At 60.3% G+C, this 17,089-nt stretch carries 21 protein-coding genes; 5 read left to right on the forward strand and 16 right to left on the reverse strand.

Features of this window, described 5'->3' with window-relative positions; translation table 11 throughout:
* The first annotated feature begins 25 nt into the window (after window positions 1-25).
* The 3 genes from V8J63_RS14150 (at window position 26) to V8J63_RS14160 (ending at window position 2,446) form a co-directional block, all read left to right on the forward strand.
* Window positions 26-1,129, forward strand: coding sequence for an OmpA family protein (locus V8J63_RS14150; protein ID WP_130887084.1), 1,104 nt, complete (start codon window positions 26-28; stop codon window positions 1,127-1,129).
* A gap of 24 nt (window positions 1,130-1,153) precedes the next feature.
* Window positions 1,154-1,801 carry a pyridoxamine 5'-phosphate oxidase gene (gene pdxH / locus V8J63_RS14155; RefSeq protein WP_073475891.1) on the forward strand — a complete coding sequence of 216 codons (648 nt, stop codon included), beginning with the start codon at window positions 1,154-1,156 and terminating at the stop codon, window positions 1,799-1,801.
* Between the two features lie 180 nt (window positions 1,802-1,981).
* Entirely contained in the window at window positions 1,982-2,446 is a 465-nt protein-coding gene (locus V8J63_RS14160; protein WP_016771369.1) for a glycine zipper 2TM domain-containing protein, read from the forward strand.
* Window positions 2,447-2,518: 72 nt separating this feature from the next.
* Here the strand turns inward: V8J63_RS14160 and V8J63_RS14165 are convergent, their stop codons facing one another.
* The 5 genes from V8J63_RS14165 to nhaA are packed head-to-tail and all read right to left on the reverse strand — an operon-like array spanning window position 2,519 to window position 4,974.
* Window positions 2,519-2,770: a pyocin S6 family toxin immunity protein gene (locus V8J63_RS14165; RefSeq protein ID WP_336464212.1), complete on the reverse strand. Its 252-nt coding sequence runs from the start codon at window positions 2,768-2,770 to the stop codon at window positions 2,519-2,521.
* Window positions 2,771-2,792: 22 nt separating this feature from the next.
* Window positions 2,793-3,038, reverse strand: a complete 246-nt coding sequence (locus V8J63_RS14170) for a colicin E3-like toxin immunity protein (protein WP_130887083.1) — start codon at window positions 3,036-3,038, stop codon at window positions 2,793-2,795.
* Window positions 3,039-3,290: a colicin E3-like toxin immunity protein gene (locus tag V8J63_RS14175; protein WP_125925248.1), complete on the reverse strand. Its 252-nt coding sequence runs from the start codon at window positions 3,288-3,290 to the stop codon at window positions 3,039-3,041. It abuts the gene before it with no gap.
* Window positions 3,291-3,297: 7 nt separating this feature from the next.
* Window positions 3,298-3,771, reverse strand: coding sequence for a colicin E3/pyocin S6 family cytotoxin (locus V8J63_RS14180; protein ID WP_232245396.1), 474 nt, complete (start codon window positions 3,769-3,771; stop codon window positions 3,298-3,300).
* Between the two features lie 18 nt (window positions 3,772-3,789).
* Entirely contained in the window at window positions 3,790-4,974 is a 1,185-nt protein-coding gene (gene nhaA, locus V8J63_RS14185) for a Na+/H+ antiporter NhaA (protein ID WP_041478038.1), read from the reverse strand.
* Window positions 4,975-5,225: 251 nt separating this feature from the next.
* Here nhaA and V8J63_RS14190 point away from each other — a divergent pair, with 251 nt between their 5' ends.
* Window positions 5,226-6,320, forward strand: a complete 1,095-nt coding sequence (locus V8J63_RS14190; protein WP_073475880.1) for a PLP-dependent cysteine synthase family protein — start codon at window positions 5,226-5,228, stop codon at window positions 6,318-6,320.
* Window positions 6,321-6,455: 135 nt separating this feature from the next.
* Here V8J63_RS14190 and V8J63_RS14195 read toward each other — a convergent pair whose 3' ends face one another.
* The 3 genes from V8J63_RS14195 to V8J63_RS14205 all read right to left on the reverse strand — a co-directional run bounded on the left by V8J63_RS14195 (window position 6,456) and on the right by V8J63_RS14205 (window position 9,479).
* Window positions 6,456-8,069, reverse strand: a complete 1,614-nt coding sequence (locus V8J63_RS14195; RefSeq protein ID WP_130902005.1) for an NAD(P)/FAD-dependent oxidoreductase — start codon at window positions 8,067-8,069, stop codon at window positions 6,456-6,458.
* A gap of 96 nt (window positions 8,070-8,165) precedes the next feature.
* Window positions 8,166-8,819: a COG3650 family protein gene (locus tag V8J63_RS14200; RefSeq protein WP_130887081.1), complete on the reverse strand. Its 654-nt coding sequence runs from the start codon at window positions 8,817-8,819 to the stop codon at window positions 8,166-8,168.
* Between the two features lie 60 nt (window positions 8,820-8,879).
* The gene (locus V8J63_RS14205) at window positions 8,880-9,479 is read right to left on the reverse strand and encodes a short chain dehydrogenase (RefSeq protein WP_336464213.1); all 600 of its coding nucleotides are present in this window, start codon (window positions 9,477-9,479) and stop codon (window positions 8,880-8,882) included.
* A gap of 104 nt (window positions 9,480-9,583) precedes the next feature.
* Between V8J63_RS14205 and V8J63_RS14210 the strand changes: the two genes are divergently transcribed.
* Entirely contained in the window at window positions 9,584-10,498 is a 915-nt protein-coding gene (locus V8J63_RS14210; RefSeq protein WP_336464214.1) for a LysR family transcriptional regulator, read from the forward strand.
* A gap of 110 nt (window positions 10,499-10,608) precedes the next feature.
* Here V8J63_RS14210 and V8J63_RS14215 read toward each other — a convergent pair whose 3' ends face one another.
* From V8J63_RS14215 to livH, 8 genes are all read right to left on the reverse strand, one after another.
* A complete protein-coding gene (locus V8J63_RS14215; protein WP_336464215.1) occupies window positions 10,609-11,085 on the reverse strand; it encodes a DoxX family protein in 477 nt (158 codons plus the stop codon).
* Window positions 11,082-11,840: an HvfC/BufC N-terminal domain-containing protein gene (locus V8J63_RS14220; RefSeq protein WP_130902000.1), complete on the reverse strand. Its 759-nt coding sequence runs from the start codon at window positions 11,838-11,840 to the stop codon at window positions 11,082-11,084. Before V8J63_RS14220 ends, V8J63_RS14215 begins: the two co-directional genes overlap by 4 nt.
* On the reverse strand, window positions 11,837-12,724 hold the full coding sequence (gene bufB / locus V8J63_RS14225; RefSeq protein WP_336464216.1) for an MNIO family bufferin maturase: 888 nt from the start codon (window positions 12,722-12,724) through the stop codon (window positions 11,837-11,839). Before bufB ends, V8J63_RS14220 begins: the two co-directional genes overlap by 4 nt.
* A gap of 25 nt (window positions 12,725-12,749) precedes the next feature.
* Window positions 12,750-13,055 (reverse strand): BufA1 family periplasmic bufferin-type metallophore, encoded by a 306-nt coding sequence (locus tag V8J63_RS14230; protein WP_016771358.1) that lies wholly within the window; start codon window positions 13,053-13,055, stop codon window positions 12,750-12,752.
* Between the two features lie 292 nt (window positions 13,056-13,347).
* A complete protein-coding gene (locus V8J63_RS14235) occupies window positions 13,348-14,049 on the reverse strand; it encodes an ABC transporter ATP-binding protein (RefSeq protein ID WP_003222380.1) in 702 nt (233 codons plus the stop codon).
* Window positions 14,050-14,817 (reverse strand): high-affinity branched-chain amino acid ABC transporter ATP-binding protein LivG, encoded by a 768-nt coding sequence (gene livG / locus V8J63_RS14240; protein ID WP_016771357.1) that lies wholly within the window; start codon window positions 14,815-14,817, stop codon window positions 14,050-14,052.
* A complete protein-coding gene (locus V8J63_RS14245; RefSeq protein WP_016771356.1) occupies window positions 14,814-16,070 on the reverse strand; it encodes a high-affinity branched-chain amino acid ABC transporter permease LivM in 1,257 nt (418 codons plus the stop codon). The genes livG and V8J63_RS14245 overlap by 4 nt, the downstream gene beginning before the upstream one ends.
* A complete protein-coding gene (gene livH / locus V8J63_RS14250; protein ID WP_016771355.1) occupies window positions 16,067-16,990 on the reverse strand; it encodes a high-affinity branched-chain amino acid ABC transporter permease LivH in 924 nt (307 codons plus the stop codon). The genes V8J63_RS14245 and livH overlap by 4 nt, the downstream gene beginning before the upstream one ends.
* Between the last annotated feature and the right edge of the window lie 99 nt (window positions 16,991-17,089).

Below are 17,089 nucleotides of genomic sequence, written 5' to 3' on the forward strand. Positions count from 1 at the left end.
CATTACTTCATTTTGTGGATTTTCAATGTCATCTAAAAAGACCCTCGCCCTGGCCCTGTGTGTAGCGATCACCGGTTGCGCACAGACTCCGAAAAACGATGCAGATGGCGGCAGTTGGTGGCCGTTCGGTTCTTCCGACAAAGTTGCGTCTAAAGATCCGGCTCCGGCCCCGGCTCCGCTGAAACCTGCGGCGACTGCGCCAGTGGCCAAGGCTGAGAGCAGCAACCCGTGGTACTGGCCGTTCGGTTCCAGCGACGAAGCGGTCAAGGCTGATCTGAAAGCCGAGGTCAAACCTGAAGCCAAACCGGTCGAGGTGGCCAAAGCCGAGGCGCAGTCCAATGGCAAATGGTGGTGGCCGTTCGGCGGCAAGGATCAGCCAACCGTCAAAGCCGTGCCGATGCCGGATCCGAAGGTGACTCAGGCCTGGCTGGATGACTACGAACCGCGTCTGCGTGAAGCGGTGAAAGACAGCAATCTGCAACTCGAGCGTCGCGACAACGTACTGGTGGTGACGGCGCCGGTCGAAGGCTCGTTCAATCCAGACCGCCCGGCGATGCTGCTGCCGGTCACCCTTGGCCCGTTCACTCGCGTAGCGAAAATCCTTGAAGCCGACCCGAAAACCGCAGTGCTGGTGCTCGGTCACAGCGATACCAGCGGTGCTGCGCCGGCCAACGTCAAACTGAGCCAGGAGCGTGCGCAATCGGTGGCGGCGATCTTCCGCCTCAGCGGCTTGCAACGTGATCGCCTGATGCTACGCGGCATGGGTTCCGAAGCGCCGCGTGCGGCCAACGACAGCGTTGAAGGCCGTGCCTTGAACCGTCGCGTCGAACTGCTGGTGACTCCGCAGAACACCATGGTTGCGCTGCTGAGCAAATACAACATGCCAGCACCGAAGCCTGTAACGATGGTCGCTGCGCAAGACGTCAAGCCAGTTGCCAAACCGGTTACCCCGGCGCCTGCGGCGAAAAAAGCCGCTGTGCCGGCGGCGAAAAAGGCGCCAGCCAAGAAAACCGCCGCCAAGGCTCCTGCGAAGAAGGCACCGGCCAAGGCTCCAGCGAAAAAAACTGCACCAGCCAAAGCCGCCGCGACCGACAAGAAAGTCGCCGCAGCCGACGCCGCCAAGAAGTGATCCGCTAACGAAAAGGAATCCGCCATGACCCAGGCTCTGGCCGATATGCGTCGCGACTACACCCGTGACGGTTTGACCGAGGCGCAAGCCCCGGCCGAGCCGTTTGCGCTGTTTCACCAGTGGTTCGCCGATGCGGTGAAAACCGAGCAGGCGCCGGTAGAAGCCAATGCCATGACCCTGGCCACGGTTGATGCCGACGGTCGTCCGCATTGCCGCATTTTGTTGCTCAAGGGCCTGGACGAGCAGGGCTTCACCTTCTTCACCAACTACGACAGCGCCAAGGGCCAGCATCTGGCGGCCAACCCGTTTGCCGCCATGACCTTCTTCTGGCCAACCCTGGAGCGCCAGGTGCGCATCGAGGGGCGGGTGGTCAAGGTCACGGCGCAAGAGTCTGATGCTTATTATCAAGTGCGACCGCTGGGCAGCCGCCTCGGCGCCTGGGCCTCGCCGCAGAGCCGAGTCATCAACGGTCGTGGCGAACTGGAAGATTTGCTCAAGGCCACCGAGCAACGCTTCAGCGACGGCCAGCCGCACTGCCCGGAACATTGGGGTGGTTACCGCTTGTTGCCCGAGCGCATCGAGTTCTGGCAGGGCAGGCCGAGCCGCCTGCACGATCGCCTCAACTACCGCCTCCAGGGCGCCGAGTGGATTCTGGAACGACTGGCACCCTGAGCAGTCTACCGAGCGACATAAACGCGGATGGCGCAGGATCGCTGATTTGACGCTACCTTGAGTGGACGCTCGCGGGCATCTGTACCAGGCCTGAATGGAAGCCAATTTTATCCGGATGGTGTCGTGACAGGCGCCAGGCCACGGGGTTTAATGAACACATGTTCTTTTGGAGTTGATGCTATGCGTAAGTCTGTTCTGCTGGTTGCTTCTTTTTCGACGATGGCGATGTTGCTGACCGGCTGCCAATCGAGCCTCACCGGCGACTCCTACTCCCGTGACGAAGCGCGTCGTGTACAGACGATTCGCATGGGCACCATCGAATCCCTGCGCCCGGTAAAAATCGAAGGCACCAAGACCCCGATCGGCGGCGCAGCAGGCGCAGTGGTCGGCGGCGTCGGCGGTAGCGCCATCGGCGGCGGCAAGGGCAGCATCGTTGCTGCGGTCATCGGCGCAGTGGCCGGCGGCCTGCTTGGCTCGGCCACCGAAGAAGGCCTGACCCGCACCCAGGGCGTAGAAATCACCGTCCGCGAAGACGACGGCAGCATGCGCGCCTATGTGCAGCAGGTTCAGGAGAATGAAGTATTCCGCGTTGGCGAGCGGGTACGGATCTCCACCGTTGGCGGAACCAGCCGCGTTTCGCACTAAGCGGGAAGCTGGGTAAAAGAAAACCCCGATCAGGTGACTGGTCGGGGTTTTCTTTGCTTGTGAATTGTTCATTCAGTATGTGGCGCAGGTGCCCATGAAGTATTCGAGGCCTTCTGGAAAGCTGACGTTGAGAAAGTTTTCCAATGCGGTTACCTGATCCTGAGTCAACAACAGCTCGCCGGGTTCCACCTCATCCAAGGGCTTTGATTCAATGAGCTGAGCCACTTTTTCATTCATCTCGCTGCCGGTGATATCCAGCTCGAATTGCAAGGAGTCATCTTGGACTTCGTCAGGGAAAAAAACGGCAATTAAAAGAAAGTGCATGGAGCTAATACTTTCGGGGCTGTTAGCCGTAGTCAAACGAAATTTGATAGTCGTGGACTCGCACATCGATTTGATGTTGAAAATACGGCTGAATTGTTGGCAGCCAGTTTTGAACGACGTTGAAGCTGCCATTATTGATGTTGTTGTCGGCGGAGATTCCCAAGGCGTTTAACACTGACCCGTCATCACCCAAATCTTTTGACGACTCTTCCCCCTGAAACTCCAAGGTTGCTGTGTCGTACCATTCCAATCTCAGTTCCAGTCCCATCTACCATTGATCACGGTAAACGAACGATACCTGATAGTCGTAAGAAGAAAATTGAATGGAATGCTGGAAGTGGGGCTGGAGAGTCTTGAGCCAATCGGCTTTTACATCAAATCCGCCGTTATTGAAGCTTTTCGACGGTAGGCCTAATGCTTCCATTAATGAGCCGTCCTCGCCAAAATCTTTCGACAGTTCCTCCCCCTCATCCAGTTCGGTTTGTTGTTCGTACCATTCGAGTCTGGCTTTGAGTCCCATGTAATCCTCATAAATATTTTTTAATACTACGGTTTTTTTTGGGTGGATCTATCTGTTCACCAGTTCTGTGGTCGTAAGAGCCTAAATGGCTACCATCGCTTGCGCGGTAGGCTTCAAGCTCGCCGAGTAAATAATCCCATTCATAAATTATTCGGCCTTTTGCATTGATCCAGCGATCCCGGAGCCCACCGTTGAACGGCGTTTTCTTTTTTGCTCTTCTTAAATCGGGAAAGGCTGTGATATCCGACGTTTCGGGAGCGGGGTGATAGGTATTGTCCGTCGCCCTGCGGTGGGTTTTGCACCCGGGGAATGTCCTTGTTCCGCGCCACTGATCGTCCCTTCCTTCACCATCGACAGCCCCTGAGAAGGGGCCGCACGACGTTATCGAAGCGGGGAAAGTGTGGCTGTAGGACGGGTCGCTAATGACGTGGGGATTGTTCGCTGCGTAACTGTAAGGCGAGAAATCTGTGGCGAGGGCCAAGCTCCCTCGCCACAGGGGTTATTGCAGTTGTGAATTCTTGCGACTCGCCGCCGCAGTCACCGCATAACCAATCACCGCCGCGAGGATCGAGCCGGTGAGGATGCCCATGCGATCCATACCGGCGTAATCACTCACGCCCGGTTCGAAGGCCAGCGAGCCGACGAACAGGCTCATGGTGAAGCCTATGCCGCAGAGGATCGCGACGCCGAGGACCTGGCCCCAGTTGGCGCCTTGGGGCAGGGCGGCGATGCCGATCTTGACCGCAAGCCAGGTCAGGCCGAACACGCCGATGGTCTTGCCCAACAGCAGGCCGATAGCAATGCCCATCGGTACGTCGTGGGTGAAGCTTTCGACGGTGACGCCGCTCAGTGACAGGCCGGCGTTGGCGAAGGCGAACAGCGGCAGGATGCCGTAGGCGACCCACGGGTGCAGCGCGTGTTCGAGGGTCAGCAGCGGCGACGACTCGGCGTTTTTCGTGCGCAGGGGAATGCAGAAAGCCAGGGTCACGCCGGCCAGTGTCGCGTGGACACCGCTCTTGAGCACGCAGACCCAGAGGATCAGGCCGATGATCATGTACGGTCCGAGCTTGACCACGCCGAGCCGGTTCATCGCCACCAGCGCGGCAATGCAAGCAGCCGCCAGGCCAAGGGACAGGGTAGAGAGTTCGCCGGAATAGAAGATTGCGATGATCACGATGGCGCCCAGGTCATCAATGATCGCCAGGGTCATCAGGAACAGTTTCAGCGACACCGGCACGCGTTTGCCGAGCAGGGCCAATACGCCGAGGGCGAAGGCGATATCGGTGGCGGTCGGAATGGCCCAGCCACTCAGGGCCGCGGGGTTGTCGCGATTGAGGAACCAGTAGATCAGCGCCGGCACCAGCATGCCGCCGATCGCCGCTGCGCCAGGGAGGACGATCTGCGAAGGCTTGGACAATTGGCCGTCGAGCACTTCGCGTTTGACTTCCAGACCGATCAGCAGGAAGAACATCGCCATCAGGCCGTCGTTGATCCACAGCAGCAGGGGTTTGGCGATTTTCAACGCGCCGATCTGCGCCACCACCGGGGTGTCGAGCAGGCCGGTGTACAGCCACGACAGCGGTGAATTGTTGATGATCAGCGCGAGAACGGCTGCGGCGATCAATAGCAGACCGCTGGCGGCTTCCAACTGAAAGAAACGCGTGAAAGTGCTACGCAGAGGCAAGGTCGCTCTCCATCGAATCAAGAAAAAGGTGAAACACCCTAACCCGTACCGTTAGTTGTTAAAACAAAAGTTATATTCTTTTTTGTTATATGGCGTTACAGACTGTCTCGCTCGGGCAGCACTGAGCCTAGCAGTTGCCTGACACATTGAGACTCAGCTGTATCTTTGCCGCCTGCGGGATTTTTCCTAAGCTTGCGGCAGACCTTTTTCAGAAGACCGATCTTCTGCCTGATTCAACGAGAACCGAAACCATGAGCGACAACCGACAGTGGGCCCGCGAAGCCATCCGCATCATCGAGGCGGACTTCCAGCGCAGCGCCGACACCCACCTGATCCCTTTGCCGCTGCCCGGTTTTGCCGGCATCGAGTTGTATTTCAAGGACGAATCCAGCCACCCGACCGGCAGCCTCAAGCACCGCCTGGCCCGCTCGCTGTTCCTTTACGCGCTGTGTAACGGCTGGCTCAAGCCCGGCGCGCCGGTGATCGAAGCATCCAGCGGCTCGACGGCGATTTCCGAAGCGTATTTCGCGCGCATGCTCGGTTTGCCGTTTATCGCGGTGATGCCCGCGACCACCTCGAAAGAGAAGATCGCCCAGATTGCCTTTTACGGCGGGCAGAGCCATCTGGTGCAGGATCCGACGCAGATCTACGCCGAATCCGAGCGCCTGGCCCGCGAGCATGGCGGTCACTTCATCGATCAGTTCACCTACGCCGAACGTGCCACCGACTGGCGAGCGAACAACAACATCGCCGAGTCGATCTTCCAGCAGATGCGCTACGAAAAACACCCTGAGCCGACCTGGCTGATTTCCAGCCCCGGCACCGGCGGCACCACCGCGACCCTCGGCCGTTACGTGCGCTATCGCCAGCACTGCACCCGCGTGTTGTGTGCCGATGCCGAGCGTTCGGTGTTCTTCGATTTTTACCAGACCGGAGATGCCAGCCTGCGCCTGGACTGCGGCTCGCGCATAGAAGGCATTGGCCGGCCTCGGGTGGAAGCGTCGTTCCTGCCCAAGGTGATCGATGCGATGGTCAAGGTGCCGGACGCCTTGTCGCTGGCGGCCATGCATTATCTGGCGCAGCGTTTGGGGCGGCATGTCGGCGGGTCGAGCGGGACCAATCTGATCGGTGCGCTGATGGCAGCGCAGCAGATGAAAGCGGCGGGGCAGTCTGGGTCGATCGTGGCGATCCTGTGCGATGGCGGCGAGCGTTATGCCGACACTTATTACGACCAGGAATGGTTGAAAGCGCAGGGTTACGAACTGGGTGAGTTGATTGCAGCAGTGGCGGCGAGTGCCGAGCGCGGGGAGGCGCTGCCGACCTCGGTGCTGCGCGCCAACATCTGAAGAAACGCAAAAACCAATGTGGGAGCGAGCCTGCTCGCGAAGGCGTCATCTCATTCAACATCATCATTGACTGAAATAGCGACTTCGCGAGCAAGCTCGCTCCCACAGGGTTTGTGTTGTGTCAGCTTATGCGGATCAGGCTTCCAGGCCGAGGATATCGCGAGCCACTGCCTCGGCAATGCGAATCCCGTCGACACCCGCCGAGAGAATCCCGCCGGCATAGCCCGCGCCTTCACCGGCCGGGAACAGGCCTTTGACGTTCATGCTCTGCAGCGACTCGTTGCGGGTGATGCGCAGCGGCGATGAAGTGCGCGTCTCGATCCCGGTCAGCACGGCGTCGTGCAGCGAATAACCGCGAATCTGCTTCTCGAACGCCGGCAAGGCTTCGCGGATCGCCTCAATGGCAAAGTCCGGCAGCGCCAGCGCCAGATCGCCCAGCGCCACGCCCGGCTTGTACGATGGCTCGACCTCGCCCAGTTCGGTCGACGGCTTGCCGTTGATGAAGTCGCCAACCAGTTGCGCCGGGGCCTTGTAGTCGCTGCCGCCAAGGATGAACGCGTGGGATTCCAGGCGCTCCTGCAACTCGATACCGGCGAGCGGGCCGCCCGGATAATCGACTTCCGGGGTGATGCCGACGACGATGCCGGAGTTGGCATTACGCTCGTTACGCGAGTACTGGCTCATGCCGTTGGTGACCACGCGATTGGGCTCGGAGGTGGCCGCGACCACGGTGCCGCCCGGGCACATGCAGAAGCTGTAGACCGAACGCCCGTTCTTGGCGTGGTGCACCAGTTTGTAATCGGCAGCGCCAAGTTTCGGGTGGCCAGCGTATTTGCCCAGGCGCGCGCGGTCGATCAGCGACTGCGGATGTTCGATGCGGAAACCCACCGAGAATGGCTTGGCTTCCATGAACACGCCACGGCTGTGGAGCATGCGGAAGGTGTCGCGGGCACTGTGGCCGAGGGCCAGAACCACATGCTTCGAATGCAGGGTTTCGCCGCTGGCCAGTTGCACGCCGACCAGTTGGCCATCTTCGATCAGCACGTCGCTGACGCGCTCCTGGAAGCGCACTTCACCGCCCAGTTCGCGGATCTGCTCGCGCATGTTTTCGACCATACCGGTCAGGCGGAACGTACCGATGTGCGGCTTGCTGACGTAGAGGATTTCTTCCGGCGCACCGGCCTTGACGAACTCGTGCAGGACTTTGCGGCCGAGGAATTTCGGGTCCTTGATCTGGCTGTACAGCTTGCCGTCGGAGAACGTGCCCGCGCCGCCTTCGCCAAACTGTACGTTGGACTCGGGATTGAGCACGCTTTTGCGCCACAGGCCCCAGGTGTCCTTGGTGCGCTGGCGGACTTCGGTGCCGCGTTCGAGAATGATCGGTTTGAAGCCCATCTGCGCCAGCAGCAGGCCGGCGAAGATGCCGCACGGGCCGAAACCGACGACGATCGGCCGCTGGCCGAGATCGCTCGGTGCCTGGCCGACGAATTTGTAGCTGACATCCGGCGCCACGTTGACGTTACGGTCGTCGGCGAACTTGCTCAACACTCTGGCCTCGTCGCGTACGTTGAGGTCGATGGTGTAGATGAAGCACAGTTCGGAGGACTTTTTGCGCGCGTCATAGCTGCGCTTGAACAAGGTGAAATCGAGCAGATCATCACTGGCGATGCCCAGGCGTTGCACGATGGCGGTGCGCAGGTCTTCTTCGGGATGGTCGATTGGCAGCTTGAGTTCAGTGATTCGTAACATGGCGGGGATCCGGATTCGCGGGGCGCACAACTGCGCCAGGGCGTTTAAAGGCGGCGATTATAAGCCGCCGCGAGCGGATCCGTGGGGGAAAAACGATCAGTCGTTGCGTGCGCCGCCGAAATAGCCGCAGCCGCGCTGCACCTGACCGTCGATGCGCAACTCGGCGCTCATGTGCTGCACGCTGCCGGTGCTGCTGTCGACGCAGCGCTGTGGCGCGACCCACAGTTCGATGCGCTGGTTGTTGGCTTCGCTGCTGAGATTGAAGCGGCCGTCGCCCAGTTGCTCTTCCACATACGGCACCGCCAGTGGAGCCTGGCCGTCGCGCTCGATGACCATGCCTTTGCCGCTGACTTTGACGTTCCATTCCGGGCCATGGCCGGCGGCGCGCAGGATCAGCAGTTTGAAATTCGGATCGTCGCAGGCCGTGCCCGAGCGCTCGACGCGATACAACTGGCCGAGGTCGAGACGGTCGCCGGAGACCTTGCCGCGCACATCGGCAAACAGCTTGCCCTGTTCGTCGGCGAGTGTAGCGGCCTCTTGCAGGACGCTGGTGCCGCCGATGTCGTTGACCACCAGTTGCCGCTGCTCCTGGCACGGCTGGAACACCAGTTTGCCGTCGGCGGCGGTCAGTTGCCCCTGCATTCGCGTCTGCCCGGCATGGGACACACTTTCACGCTGGCCGTCGAACAACTGGCAGGCGGCAAACATCGGCAGCAGGGTAACGAGGACGATCAAACGGGCAACACGCATCTTTGGCTCTCCAGACAGGTGCTGCCACGTTACGCAGCCTGACCGTTCATCACAAGGGCCTTAACCCACGTGAAACGTCTGCCCTGTTTGCAGTCCTTCGACACTTTTCGCGTAGGCCAATGCCACTTCCGCTGCAGGAACCGGCTTGAAGCCACGGAAGTAGGGCGCGTATTTGCCCAGGGCTTCGGTCAGCACGGTCGGGCTCACCGAGTTTACCCGCAGGCCACGCGGCAGTTCGATGGCGGCGGCGCGGACGAAGCTGTCGAGGGCGCCGTTGACCAGAGCTGCCGAGGCGCCGCTGCGAATCGGGTCGTGGCTGAGCACGCCGGTGGTGAAGGTGAACGAGGCGCCGTCATTGGCGAACTCGCGGCCGATCAGCAGCAGATTGACCTGGCCCATCAACTTGTCTTTCAGGCCGAGGACGAAGCTGTCCTCAGTCATCTCGTCGAGCGCTGCAAACGTCACGTTGCCCGCCGCGCAGATCAACGCATCGAACTTGCCGGTCTGTTCGAACAGCTTGCGGATCGACGCGCTGTCGCTGATATCCACCTGCAAGTCACCGCTGTTGCGACCGATACGAATGACCTCGTGGCGTTGCGACAACTCTTTGTTCACCGCCGAACCGATGGTGCCGCCTGCGCCTATCAACAGAATTTTCATCGAGCTGTACCTCATGTGTGTGAATGAGGTTTCAGTCTAGAGTGGTTTTTTCTGCGGATAAGCGCACTAATAGGCAACCTTTGGTTTTCAAATGGAAACAATCCATGAGCGAAATGGATGACCTTGCTGCTTTCGCCGTACTGATCGAAGCCGGCAGTTTTACCCTCGCCGCGCAGCAGTTGGGCTGCAGCAAGGGGCAACTCTCCAAGCGCATCAGCCAGCTCGAAGCGCAATTCAGTGTGGTGCTGCTGCAACGCACGACCCGGCGCTTGAGCCTGACGGCGGCGGGGGCGGCGCTGCTGCCGCAGGCTCAGGCGCTGGTGGTTCAGGTCGAACGCGCGCGGCAGGCGTTGGCGCGGTTGAAGGACGACATGGCCGGCCCGGTGCGGATGACGGTTCCGGTGTCGCTCGGCGAGACTTTCTTCGATGGCTTGCTGCTGGAGTTTTCCGGGCAGTACCCGGAGGTGCAGATCGAGCTGGAGTTGAACAACAGCTATCGCGATCTGGCCCGCGATGGCTTTGATCTGGCGATTCGTGCCGAAGTGGCCAATGACGATCGGCTGGTGGCCAAGCCGCTGTTGGCGTGGCACGAAATGACCTGCGCCAGCCCGGCCTACCTTGAGCGCTTCAGCGAGCCGGCGACGCCGCATGCTTTGGCCGAGCATCGTTGTCTGCTCAACAGCCATTACAGCGGCCGCGAAGAATGGCTGTATCACCAGCAGCACGAGTTGTTGCGGGTACGGGTCTCGGGTCCGTTTGCCAGCAATCACTACAGCCTGTTGAAGAAAGCAGCGCTGTCCGGCGCCGGCATCGCCCGTTTGCCGTCGTATCTGCTGCAAGCGGAACTGGCGGACGGCCGCTTGCGCTGGTTGCTGCGCGATTACCAGACCCGACGCATGCCGATGTATCTGGTGCACCCGTATCAGGGTGGATTGCCGAAACGCACGCAGGTGCTCGCGGATTATCTGATGGGCTGGTTCAAGCGCAGTGGCGAAGCGCTGGATCGACTGCAGCGCTGATGTGATTTCCCTGTGGGAGCGAGCCTGCTCGCGAATGCGTCAGTTCAGTCGATACCGATGTTGAATGACACACCGCTTTCGCGAGCAGGCTCGCTCCCACAGGGAGGATCTTATTTTGCGAAACGGCGCGCGATCATCTGATCGATCGACAACCTGCCCGGCCCGGTCGCCATCAGGTACAGCAACACTGCCGCCCAGGTGCCGTGGGTCGGGTAAGCATCCGGGTAGACAAACAGTTGGATAGTCAACGTCATGCCGAGCAATGCCAGCGCCGAAAACCGTGTGGCGAAGCCGAGCAGGATCAACAGCGGAAACACATGCTCGGCAAACGCCGCCAGATGCGCGGCAATTTCCGGCGAGAGCAGCGGCAGGTTGTACTCGCTCTGAAACAGCGGAATCGTGGAATCGGCCAAACGTGGCCAGCCCAGTTCAAAAGTGCCGTCAATCAAATCGACGGCCAGTCCTTCGACCTTGGTTTGCCCGGATTTCCAGAACACCGCAGCGATGGAAAAACGCCCGATGAGGGCAATCAGGCTGTGCGGGATTTTTTCCAACAGCGCGATGACGCGCAAGACCAAAGCGTTCATGGCAACTCCTTGTAATTCAGCTGGGTGATCGCGTTATGCGCAATCAGTAAGGCGAGGGTTTGGGCGAGATCGAACGGCGGGCTGTTTTCTGCCGCCGCGAGCAGTGGCGAGCCCTGGAGCAGATGACCAATGAACACGCTCGCACCCGGTTCAAGAGCGAACACCTCAACGTCGAGACCATTGCGCAGCACCAGGGCATGCTGGCCTTGATTGAGGCCAATGCCCGCCAGACTTGGCTCCTGCTGATGCGCGGCCCAGATCGCCACCACCGCGAAAGCAGAGTCGAGCAGGTGCAGCGAGGGATGCAGTTCGAAACACAGTTCACTCAGCGACTGCGGATCGGCCAGCGCGGCACTGACTTGTTCAGGCCGGATCGGCTGCGCATCAGCGGCGTGGTAGGCGACAGTGCGCAGATGCTCAAGCCGCGCAACATCAGCCACATAAGGCACGCCGGCGATGGGTTCAAACTCTGCGATGAAGTCGGCGAAGTCTTCGCCATAGCGGCTCATCAACGGACTTTGTGGCGGCTGACTCTGGACGAAAATCGCCGCCATGGCGCGGAAGAACTCCTCGCCGACCAATTGCAGCACCACCGGATAGCTGTCGGCCAGGGCATTGATCAACGAGCTCTGCACGTTGTTGCGATAGACCGCAAAACGTCGCGACGGATCGGCGCCGTTGCGGCTGCACAGGCCCTTGGGATACGGCAGTTGCGCATTGAGCAGGGCGGCGGCGAAGTCCGCTTGCGTGCTCATGCCGCACACTCCGCGCGCCGCAACAGCGTCTCGGCTTGCTGCGCTTCGGCGAGCAAAACGTCGAAGGCCGGCACCTGATTATCACGTTCGATCAGCGTCGCCACCGGGCCGATACGTTGCAGCACTTGCCGGTACAGATCCCAGACGGCCTGATCAATCGGCGCGCCGTGATCGTCGATCAGCAAGCGGTCGCCGAGGTTGTCGCAATCTTCAGCGAAGCCGGCCAGATGAATCTCGCCGACCGCGTGCAGCGGTAACGCATCGAGGTAGGCCAGAGGATCGCGCTGATGGTTGATGCACGACACGTAGACATTGTTGACGTCGAGCAACAAGCCGCAGCCGCTGCGGCGGATCACTTCGCCGATGAACTCGGCCTCGTCGATCGTCGAGTGCTCAAATCCCAGATAGGTCGCCGGGTTCTCCAGCAGCATCGGTCGTTTCAGCGTGTTCTGCACCTGGTCGATGTGCGCACAGACGCGGTTCAGTGTCGGCGTGTCGTAAGCCAGTGGCAGCAGGTCATTGAGGAACACCGGGCCGTGGCTCGACCACGCCAGATGTTCGGAAAAGGCTTGCGGTTGATAGCGCTCGATCAGCTCGGCGAGGCGTTTGAGGTGCTGGCCGTCCAGCGGGCCTTCGCCACCGATCGACAGGCCCACGCCGTGCAATGACAGCGGGTACTGTTGGCGAATCAGACCGAGAAAATGATGAAAAGGGCCGCCGGCTACCATGTAGTTTTCGGCGTGGACCTCGAAGAAACCGAGGTCCGGTACGGAGCCGAGCACTTCGAGGAAGTGCCCGGTCTTGAGCCCCAGCCCGGCGCGGGCAGGGAGCTCGGTGCGAGCTGCCTGAGTGCGCGGCAGGGACGGTTCGTGATGACTGAACATGGGCGTCACTCAGGCAGGCCGTGGATCAGGACTTGGCTTTGAAGGCTTCGAGCTGACCGAAACCGGTCGGCGAGGTTTTGCTTTCAGTGGTGGCGCAGGTGCCTTTCGGAACGAGCTTCCAGGCGTTGGCCTGATAGTCCATTTTCGCCGTGCCGGCGCAGGTAGTCCCGGCACCTGCGGCGCAATCGTTCTTACCCTTCATGGCCACGCCGAAGCATTTTTCCATGTTGGCATCGGCGGCCTGGGCGGTGGAGACAGTGGCGATGCTCAGAGCGGAACCGAGGGCCAGAACCAGGGCGGTAGCGGACAGGGTACGGGTAGTCGCAGTCATGATGTTTCTCCAGTTTTTTATCAGGGTTTCTGCAAGCGGTTTGCGCTTGCTTGTCCCTCTAGAGAACGGGTGGGGGGATGCGTTACAGGCGGGGCGAGAAATTTATGAAAAATTTCGGATTCAGCTGTATCCCTGTGGGAGCGAGCCTGCTCGCGAAGGCGGTGTGTCAGGCACCCATAATGTTGAATGACAGAGCGCTTTCGCGAGCAGGCTCGCTCCCACAGGGTTACCTTGGTGGTGCTCAGGAAACAAAAAACGGCCCGAAGGCCGTTTTTTTGTGCAGCGATAACACTCAACCGCCGAGGTACGCCTCGCGTACCTTCGGATCGGTCAGCAGCGCTTCACCGGTGCCTTGCATGACCACGCGGCCGTTCTCCAGAACGTAGGCGCGGTCAGCGATTTTCAGCGCCTGGTTGGCGTTCTGCTCGACCAGGAACACCGTCACACCGTCCTTGCGCAGCTGTTCGATGATGTCGAAGATCTGCTGGATGATGATCGGCGCCAGACCCAGCGATGGCTCGTCGAGCAGCAGCAGCTTGGGCTTGCTCATCAGCGCACGGCCGATGGCGAGCATTTGCTGTTCGCCGCCGGACATGGTGCCGCCGCGCTGGTTGAAGCGTTCTTTCAGGCGTGGGAAAAGTCCGAGAACCTTGTCCATCTGTTCCTGATAGTCGCCCTTGTCGGTGAAAAATCCGCCCATCGACAGGTTTTCTTCCACGGTCAGACGGGCGAACACCCGACGCCCTTCCGGGACCACGGCGATGCTCTTGCGCATGATCTGCGACGAGTCCTGTCCGACCAGTTCCTCACCCATGTAACGGATGCTGCCGCTGTGCGCCTGCGGCGAACCGCACAGCGTCATCAGCAGCGTGGATTTGCCGGCACCGTTGGCGCCGATCAGCGTCACGATCTCGCCCTGACGGACTTCGACGTTGACGCTGTGCAGGGCCTGGATCTTGCCGTAGAAGGTGGAAACGTTTTCGAACTGCAGCATTTACGCTTCCCCCAGGTAGGCTTTGATCACTTCAGGATTGTCGCGGATCTGTTCCGGCGTGCCGTCGGCCAGCGGCGTGCCCTGATTGATCACGACGATGTGATCGGAAATGCTCATGACCAGTTTCATGTCGTGTTCGATCAGCAGCACGGTGACGTTGTGCTCTTCGCGCAACACACCGATCAACGCCTTGAGGTCTTCGGTTTCCTTCGGGTTCAGGCCGGCGGCCGGTTCGTCGAGCATGAGAATCCGCGGGCGGGTCATCATGCAGCGGGCGATTTCCAGACGCCGTTGCTGGCCGTAGGCGAGGGTGCCGGCGGTGCGGTTGGCGAACTCTTTGAGGTTGACCTTTTCCAGCCAGTACTCGGCAAATTCCATCGCCTCGCGCTCGCTTTTGCGGAACGCCGGGGTCTTGAACAGGCCGGACAGGAAGTTGGTGTTCAAGTGACGGTGCTGGGCGATCAACAGGTTCTCGACCGCAGTCATGTCCTTGAACAAACGCACGTTCTGGAAGGTCCGCACCACGCCTTTGAGGGCGATCTTGTGGCCCGGCAGGCCCTGGATCGGCTCGCCGTCGAGCAGGATGCTGCCGCCGGTAGGCTGATAGAAGCCGGTCAGGCAGTTGAACACGGTGGTCTTGCCGGCGCCGTTCGGGCCGATCAGTGCAACCACCTGCTTTTCCTTGACGGTCAGCGCCACGCCGTTGACCGCGAGCAAGCCGCCGAAGCGCATGCTCAGATTTTCGACTTTAAGGATCTCGCGGCTCATTTGCGCAACTCCATGTGTGGGCGTTGCATCGGCAGCAGACCTTGTGGACGCCAGATCATCATCAGCACCATCAGCGCACCGAACATCAACATGCGGTACTCGCTGAACTCACGCATCATTTCCGGCAACAGGATCATCACGATCGCCGCCAGAATCACACCCAATTGCGAGCCCATGCCGCCCAACACGACGATGGCGAGGATGATCGCCGACTCGATGAAGGTGAACGACTCCGGCGTCACCAGACCCTGACGCGCAGCGAAGAAGCTGCCGGCGAAACCGGCGAACGCAGCGCCCAGGGTGAACGCGGAGAGCTTGATCACGGTCGGGTTCAGGCCCAGCGCGCGGCAGGCGATTTCGTCTTCACGCAGTGCTTCCCATGCGCGACCGATCGGCATGCGCAGCAGACGGTTGATCACGAACAGCGCGGCCAGTGCGAGCAACAGCGCAACCAGGTAAAGGAAAATCACCTTGTTGATCGAGTTGTATTGCAGGCCGAAATACTCGTGGAACGTCTGCAGGCCTTCGGCGGCTTTACGCTCGAAGGTCAGGCCGAAGAACGTCGGTTTTTCGATGTTGCTGATGCCGTTCGGGCCACCGGTGATGTCGGTCAGGTTACGCAGGAACAGACGGATGATTTCGCCGAAACCCAAGGTCACGATCGCCAGATAGTCGCCACGCAGACGCAACACCGGGAAGCCCAGCAGGAAGCCGAACGTCGCCGCCATCAGGCCGGCAATCGGCAGGCAGATCCAGAAGCTCAAGCCGTAGTAATGCGACAGCAGCGCGTAGCTGTAGGCGCCGACGGCGTAGAAACCGACGTAACCCAGGTCAAGCAGACCGGCCAGACCGACGACGATGTTCAGGCCCAGGCCGAGCATCACGTAGATCAGGATCAGCGTTGCGATATCCACCGCGCCACGGGAGCCGAAGAACGGCCAGACCAGGGCGATCAGAATCAGCGCAATGATGAAATAGCGCTGGGTGGTTGGCAGGGTCAGGAAGTTGCTGGCCTTGGCCGGGATCAACGGCATGCCCGGCGAGGAGCGCCAGGCCTTGCTGATCTGCTGGTTGAACAGCACGCGCAGGAACATCAGCACCGAGCAGATCGCGATGGTCGCGAGTACCGCAGGGCTGGTGTTGTGCACTTCCAGATTGATGCCGACGATGGTCAGTTTCAGACCCAGTACCGGGTAGGCCACCGCCCACACCAGCAAGGCACTGAACAGTGCCTGTTTAAGATTCCTAGTCATACTTTCTCAACCTCCGGACGGCCCAGAATGCCGGTCGGACGGAACAACAGCACCAGAACCAGCAGGCCGAACGCAACGACGTCCTTGTACTGGTCGCCGAAGATATCGGCACCGAACGCTTCCGCTACACCGAGCACCAGGCCGCCGAGCATTGCCCCGGGGATGCTGCCGATGCCGCCCAGTACCGCAGCGGTGAAGGCCTTGAGGCCGACGAGGAAACCAGCGTTGGGGTTGATCACGCCGTATTGCATGCTCAGCAGCACTGCGGCAACGGCGGCCAGCGCAGCACCGATGACGAAGGTCAGGGCGATGATGTTGTTGGTATTGATGCCGAGCAGGTTGGCCATCTTGATGTCCTCGGCACAGGCGCGGCAGGCGCGGCCCAGACGGGAACGGGAGATGAACAGGGTCAGGCCGAGCATGGCGATCAGGGTCACCACAAACACCACGATCTGCATGTAGGAAATCAGCACTTCTTGTGCGCCACCCGGACCGAAGGCGAAGTTGCCCGGGATCAGGTTGGGGATAGCTTTGTCCTTGGAGTCTTGCGCCAGCAGAACGGTGTTCTGCAGGAAGATCGACATACCGATGGCAGAAATCAGCGGGATCAGACGGTTGCTGCCGCGCAGGGGGCGGTAGGCGATCCGTTCGATGCTGTAACCGTAGGAACTGGTGACGACGATGCTGGCGATGAACGCCGCGGTCATCAACAGCGGGACACTGTCGAGTCCCATCATGGTCAGCCCGGCGATGGCGATGAAGGCCACGTAGGAACCGATCATGTACACCTCGCCGTGGGCGAAGTTGATCATTCCAATGATGCCGTAGACCATCGTGTAGCCGATGGCGATCAGGGCATACATGCTGCCAACGTTGAGGCCGTTAACCAGCTGTTGGAAGAAGTGATAGAGGTCAGGCATTACAGCGCTCCTAAAAACCTGTACGCATTTCACTGGTGGAGTCATTTTCCCGCCCGGCCCCGTGGATCTCTATCCACTTCGAATCCGGGTTTTGCCAGC

This window comes from Pseudomonas sp. CCNWLW23, from assembly GCF_037095675.1.
Lineage (GTDB): Bacteria > Pseudomonadota > Gammaproteobacteria > Pseudomonadales > Pseudomonadaceae > Aquipseudomonas > Aquipseudomonas atacamensis.

What these genes read in the sequence shown, in the direction of transcription:
- V8J63_RS14150 (WP_130887084.1), top strand. Translation starts at nt 26, where the DNA reads ATGTCATCTAAAAAGACCCTCGCCCTGGCCCTGTGTGTAGCGATCACC.
- pdxH (WP_073475891.1), top strand. Translation starts at nt 1,154, where the DNA reads ATGACCCAGGCTCTGGCCGATATGCGTCGCGACTACACCCGTGACGGT.
- V8J63_RS14160 (WP_016771369.1), top strand. Translation starts at nt 1,982, where the DNA reads ATGCGTAAGTCTGTTCTGCTGGTTGCTTCTTTTTCGACGATGGCGATG.
- V8J63_RS14165 (WP_336464212.1), bottom strand. Translation starts at nt 2,770, where the DNA reads ATGCACTTTCTTTTAATTGCCGTTTTTTTCCCTGACGAAGTCCAAGAT.
- V8J63_RS14170 (WP_130887083.1), bottom strand. Translation starts at nt 3,038, where the DNA reads ATGGGACTGGAACTGAGATTGGAATGGTACGACACAGCAACCTTGGAG.
- V8J63_RS14175 (WP_125925248.1), bottom strand. Translation starts at nt 3,290, where the DNA reads ATGGGACTCAAAGCCAGACTCGAATGGTACGAACAACAAACCGAACTG.
- V8J63_RS14190 (WP_073475880.1), top strand. Translation starts at nt 5,226, where the DNA reads ATGAGCGACAACCGACAGTGGGCCCGCGAAGCCATCCGCATCATCGAG.
- V8J63_RS14195 (WP_130902005.1), bottom strand. Translation starts at nt 8,069, where the DNA reads ATGTTACGAATCACTGAACTCAAGCTGCCAATCGACCATCCCGAAGAA.
- V8J63_RS14200 (WP_130887081.1), bottom strand. Translation starts at nt 8,819, where the DNA reads ATGCGTGTTGCCCGTTTGATCGTCCTCGTTACCCTGCTGCCGATGTTT.
- V8J63_RS14205 (WP_336464213.1), bottom strand. Translation starts at nt 9,479, where the DNA reads ATGAAAATTCTGTTGATAGGCGCAGGCGGCACCATCGGTTCGGCGGTG.
- V8J63_RS14210 (WP_336464214.1), top strand. Translation starts at nt 9,584, where the DNA reads ATGAGCGAAATGGATGACCTTGCTGCTTTCGCCGTACTGATCGAAGCC.
- V8J63_RS14215 (WP_336464215.1), bottom strand. Translation starts at nt 11,085, where the DNA reads ATGAACGCTTTGGTCTTGCGCGTCATCGCGCTGTTGGAAAAAATCCCG.
- V8J63_RS14220 (WP_130902000.1), bottom strand. Translation starts at nt 11,840, where the DNA reads ATGAGCACGCAAGCGGACTTCGCCGCCGCCCTGCTCAATGCGCAACTG.
- bufB (WP_336464216.1), bottom strand. Translation starts at nt 12,724, where the DNA reads ATGTTCAGTCATCACGAACCGTCCCTGCCGCGCACTCAGGCAGCTCGC.
- V8J63_RS14230 (WP_016771358.1), bottom strand. Translation starts at nt 13,055, where the DNA reads ATGACTGCGACTACCCGTACCCTGTCCGCTACCGCCCTGGTTCTGGCC.
- V8J63_RS14235 (WP_003222380.1), bottom strand. Translation starts at nt 14,049, where the DNA reads ATGCTGCAGTTCGAAAACGTTTCCACCTTCTACGGCAAGATCCAGGCC.
- livG (WP_016771357.1), bottom strand. Translation starts at nt 14,817, where the DNA reads ATGAGCCGCGAGATCCTTAAAGTCGAAAATCTGAGCATGCGCTTCGGC.
- V8J63_RS14245 (WP_016771356.1), bottom strand. Translation starts at nt 16,070, where the DNA reads ATGACTAGGAATCTTAAACAGGCACTGTTCAGTGCCTTGCTGGTGTGG.
- livH (WP_016771355.1), bottom strand. Translation starts at nt 16,990, where the DNA reads ATGCCTGACCTCTATCACTTCTTCCAACAGCTGGTTAACGGCCTCAAC.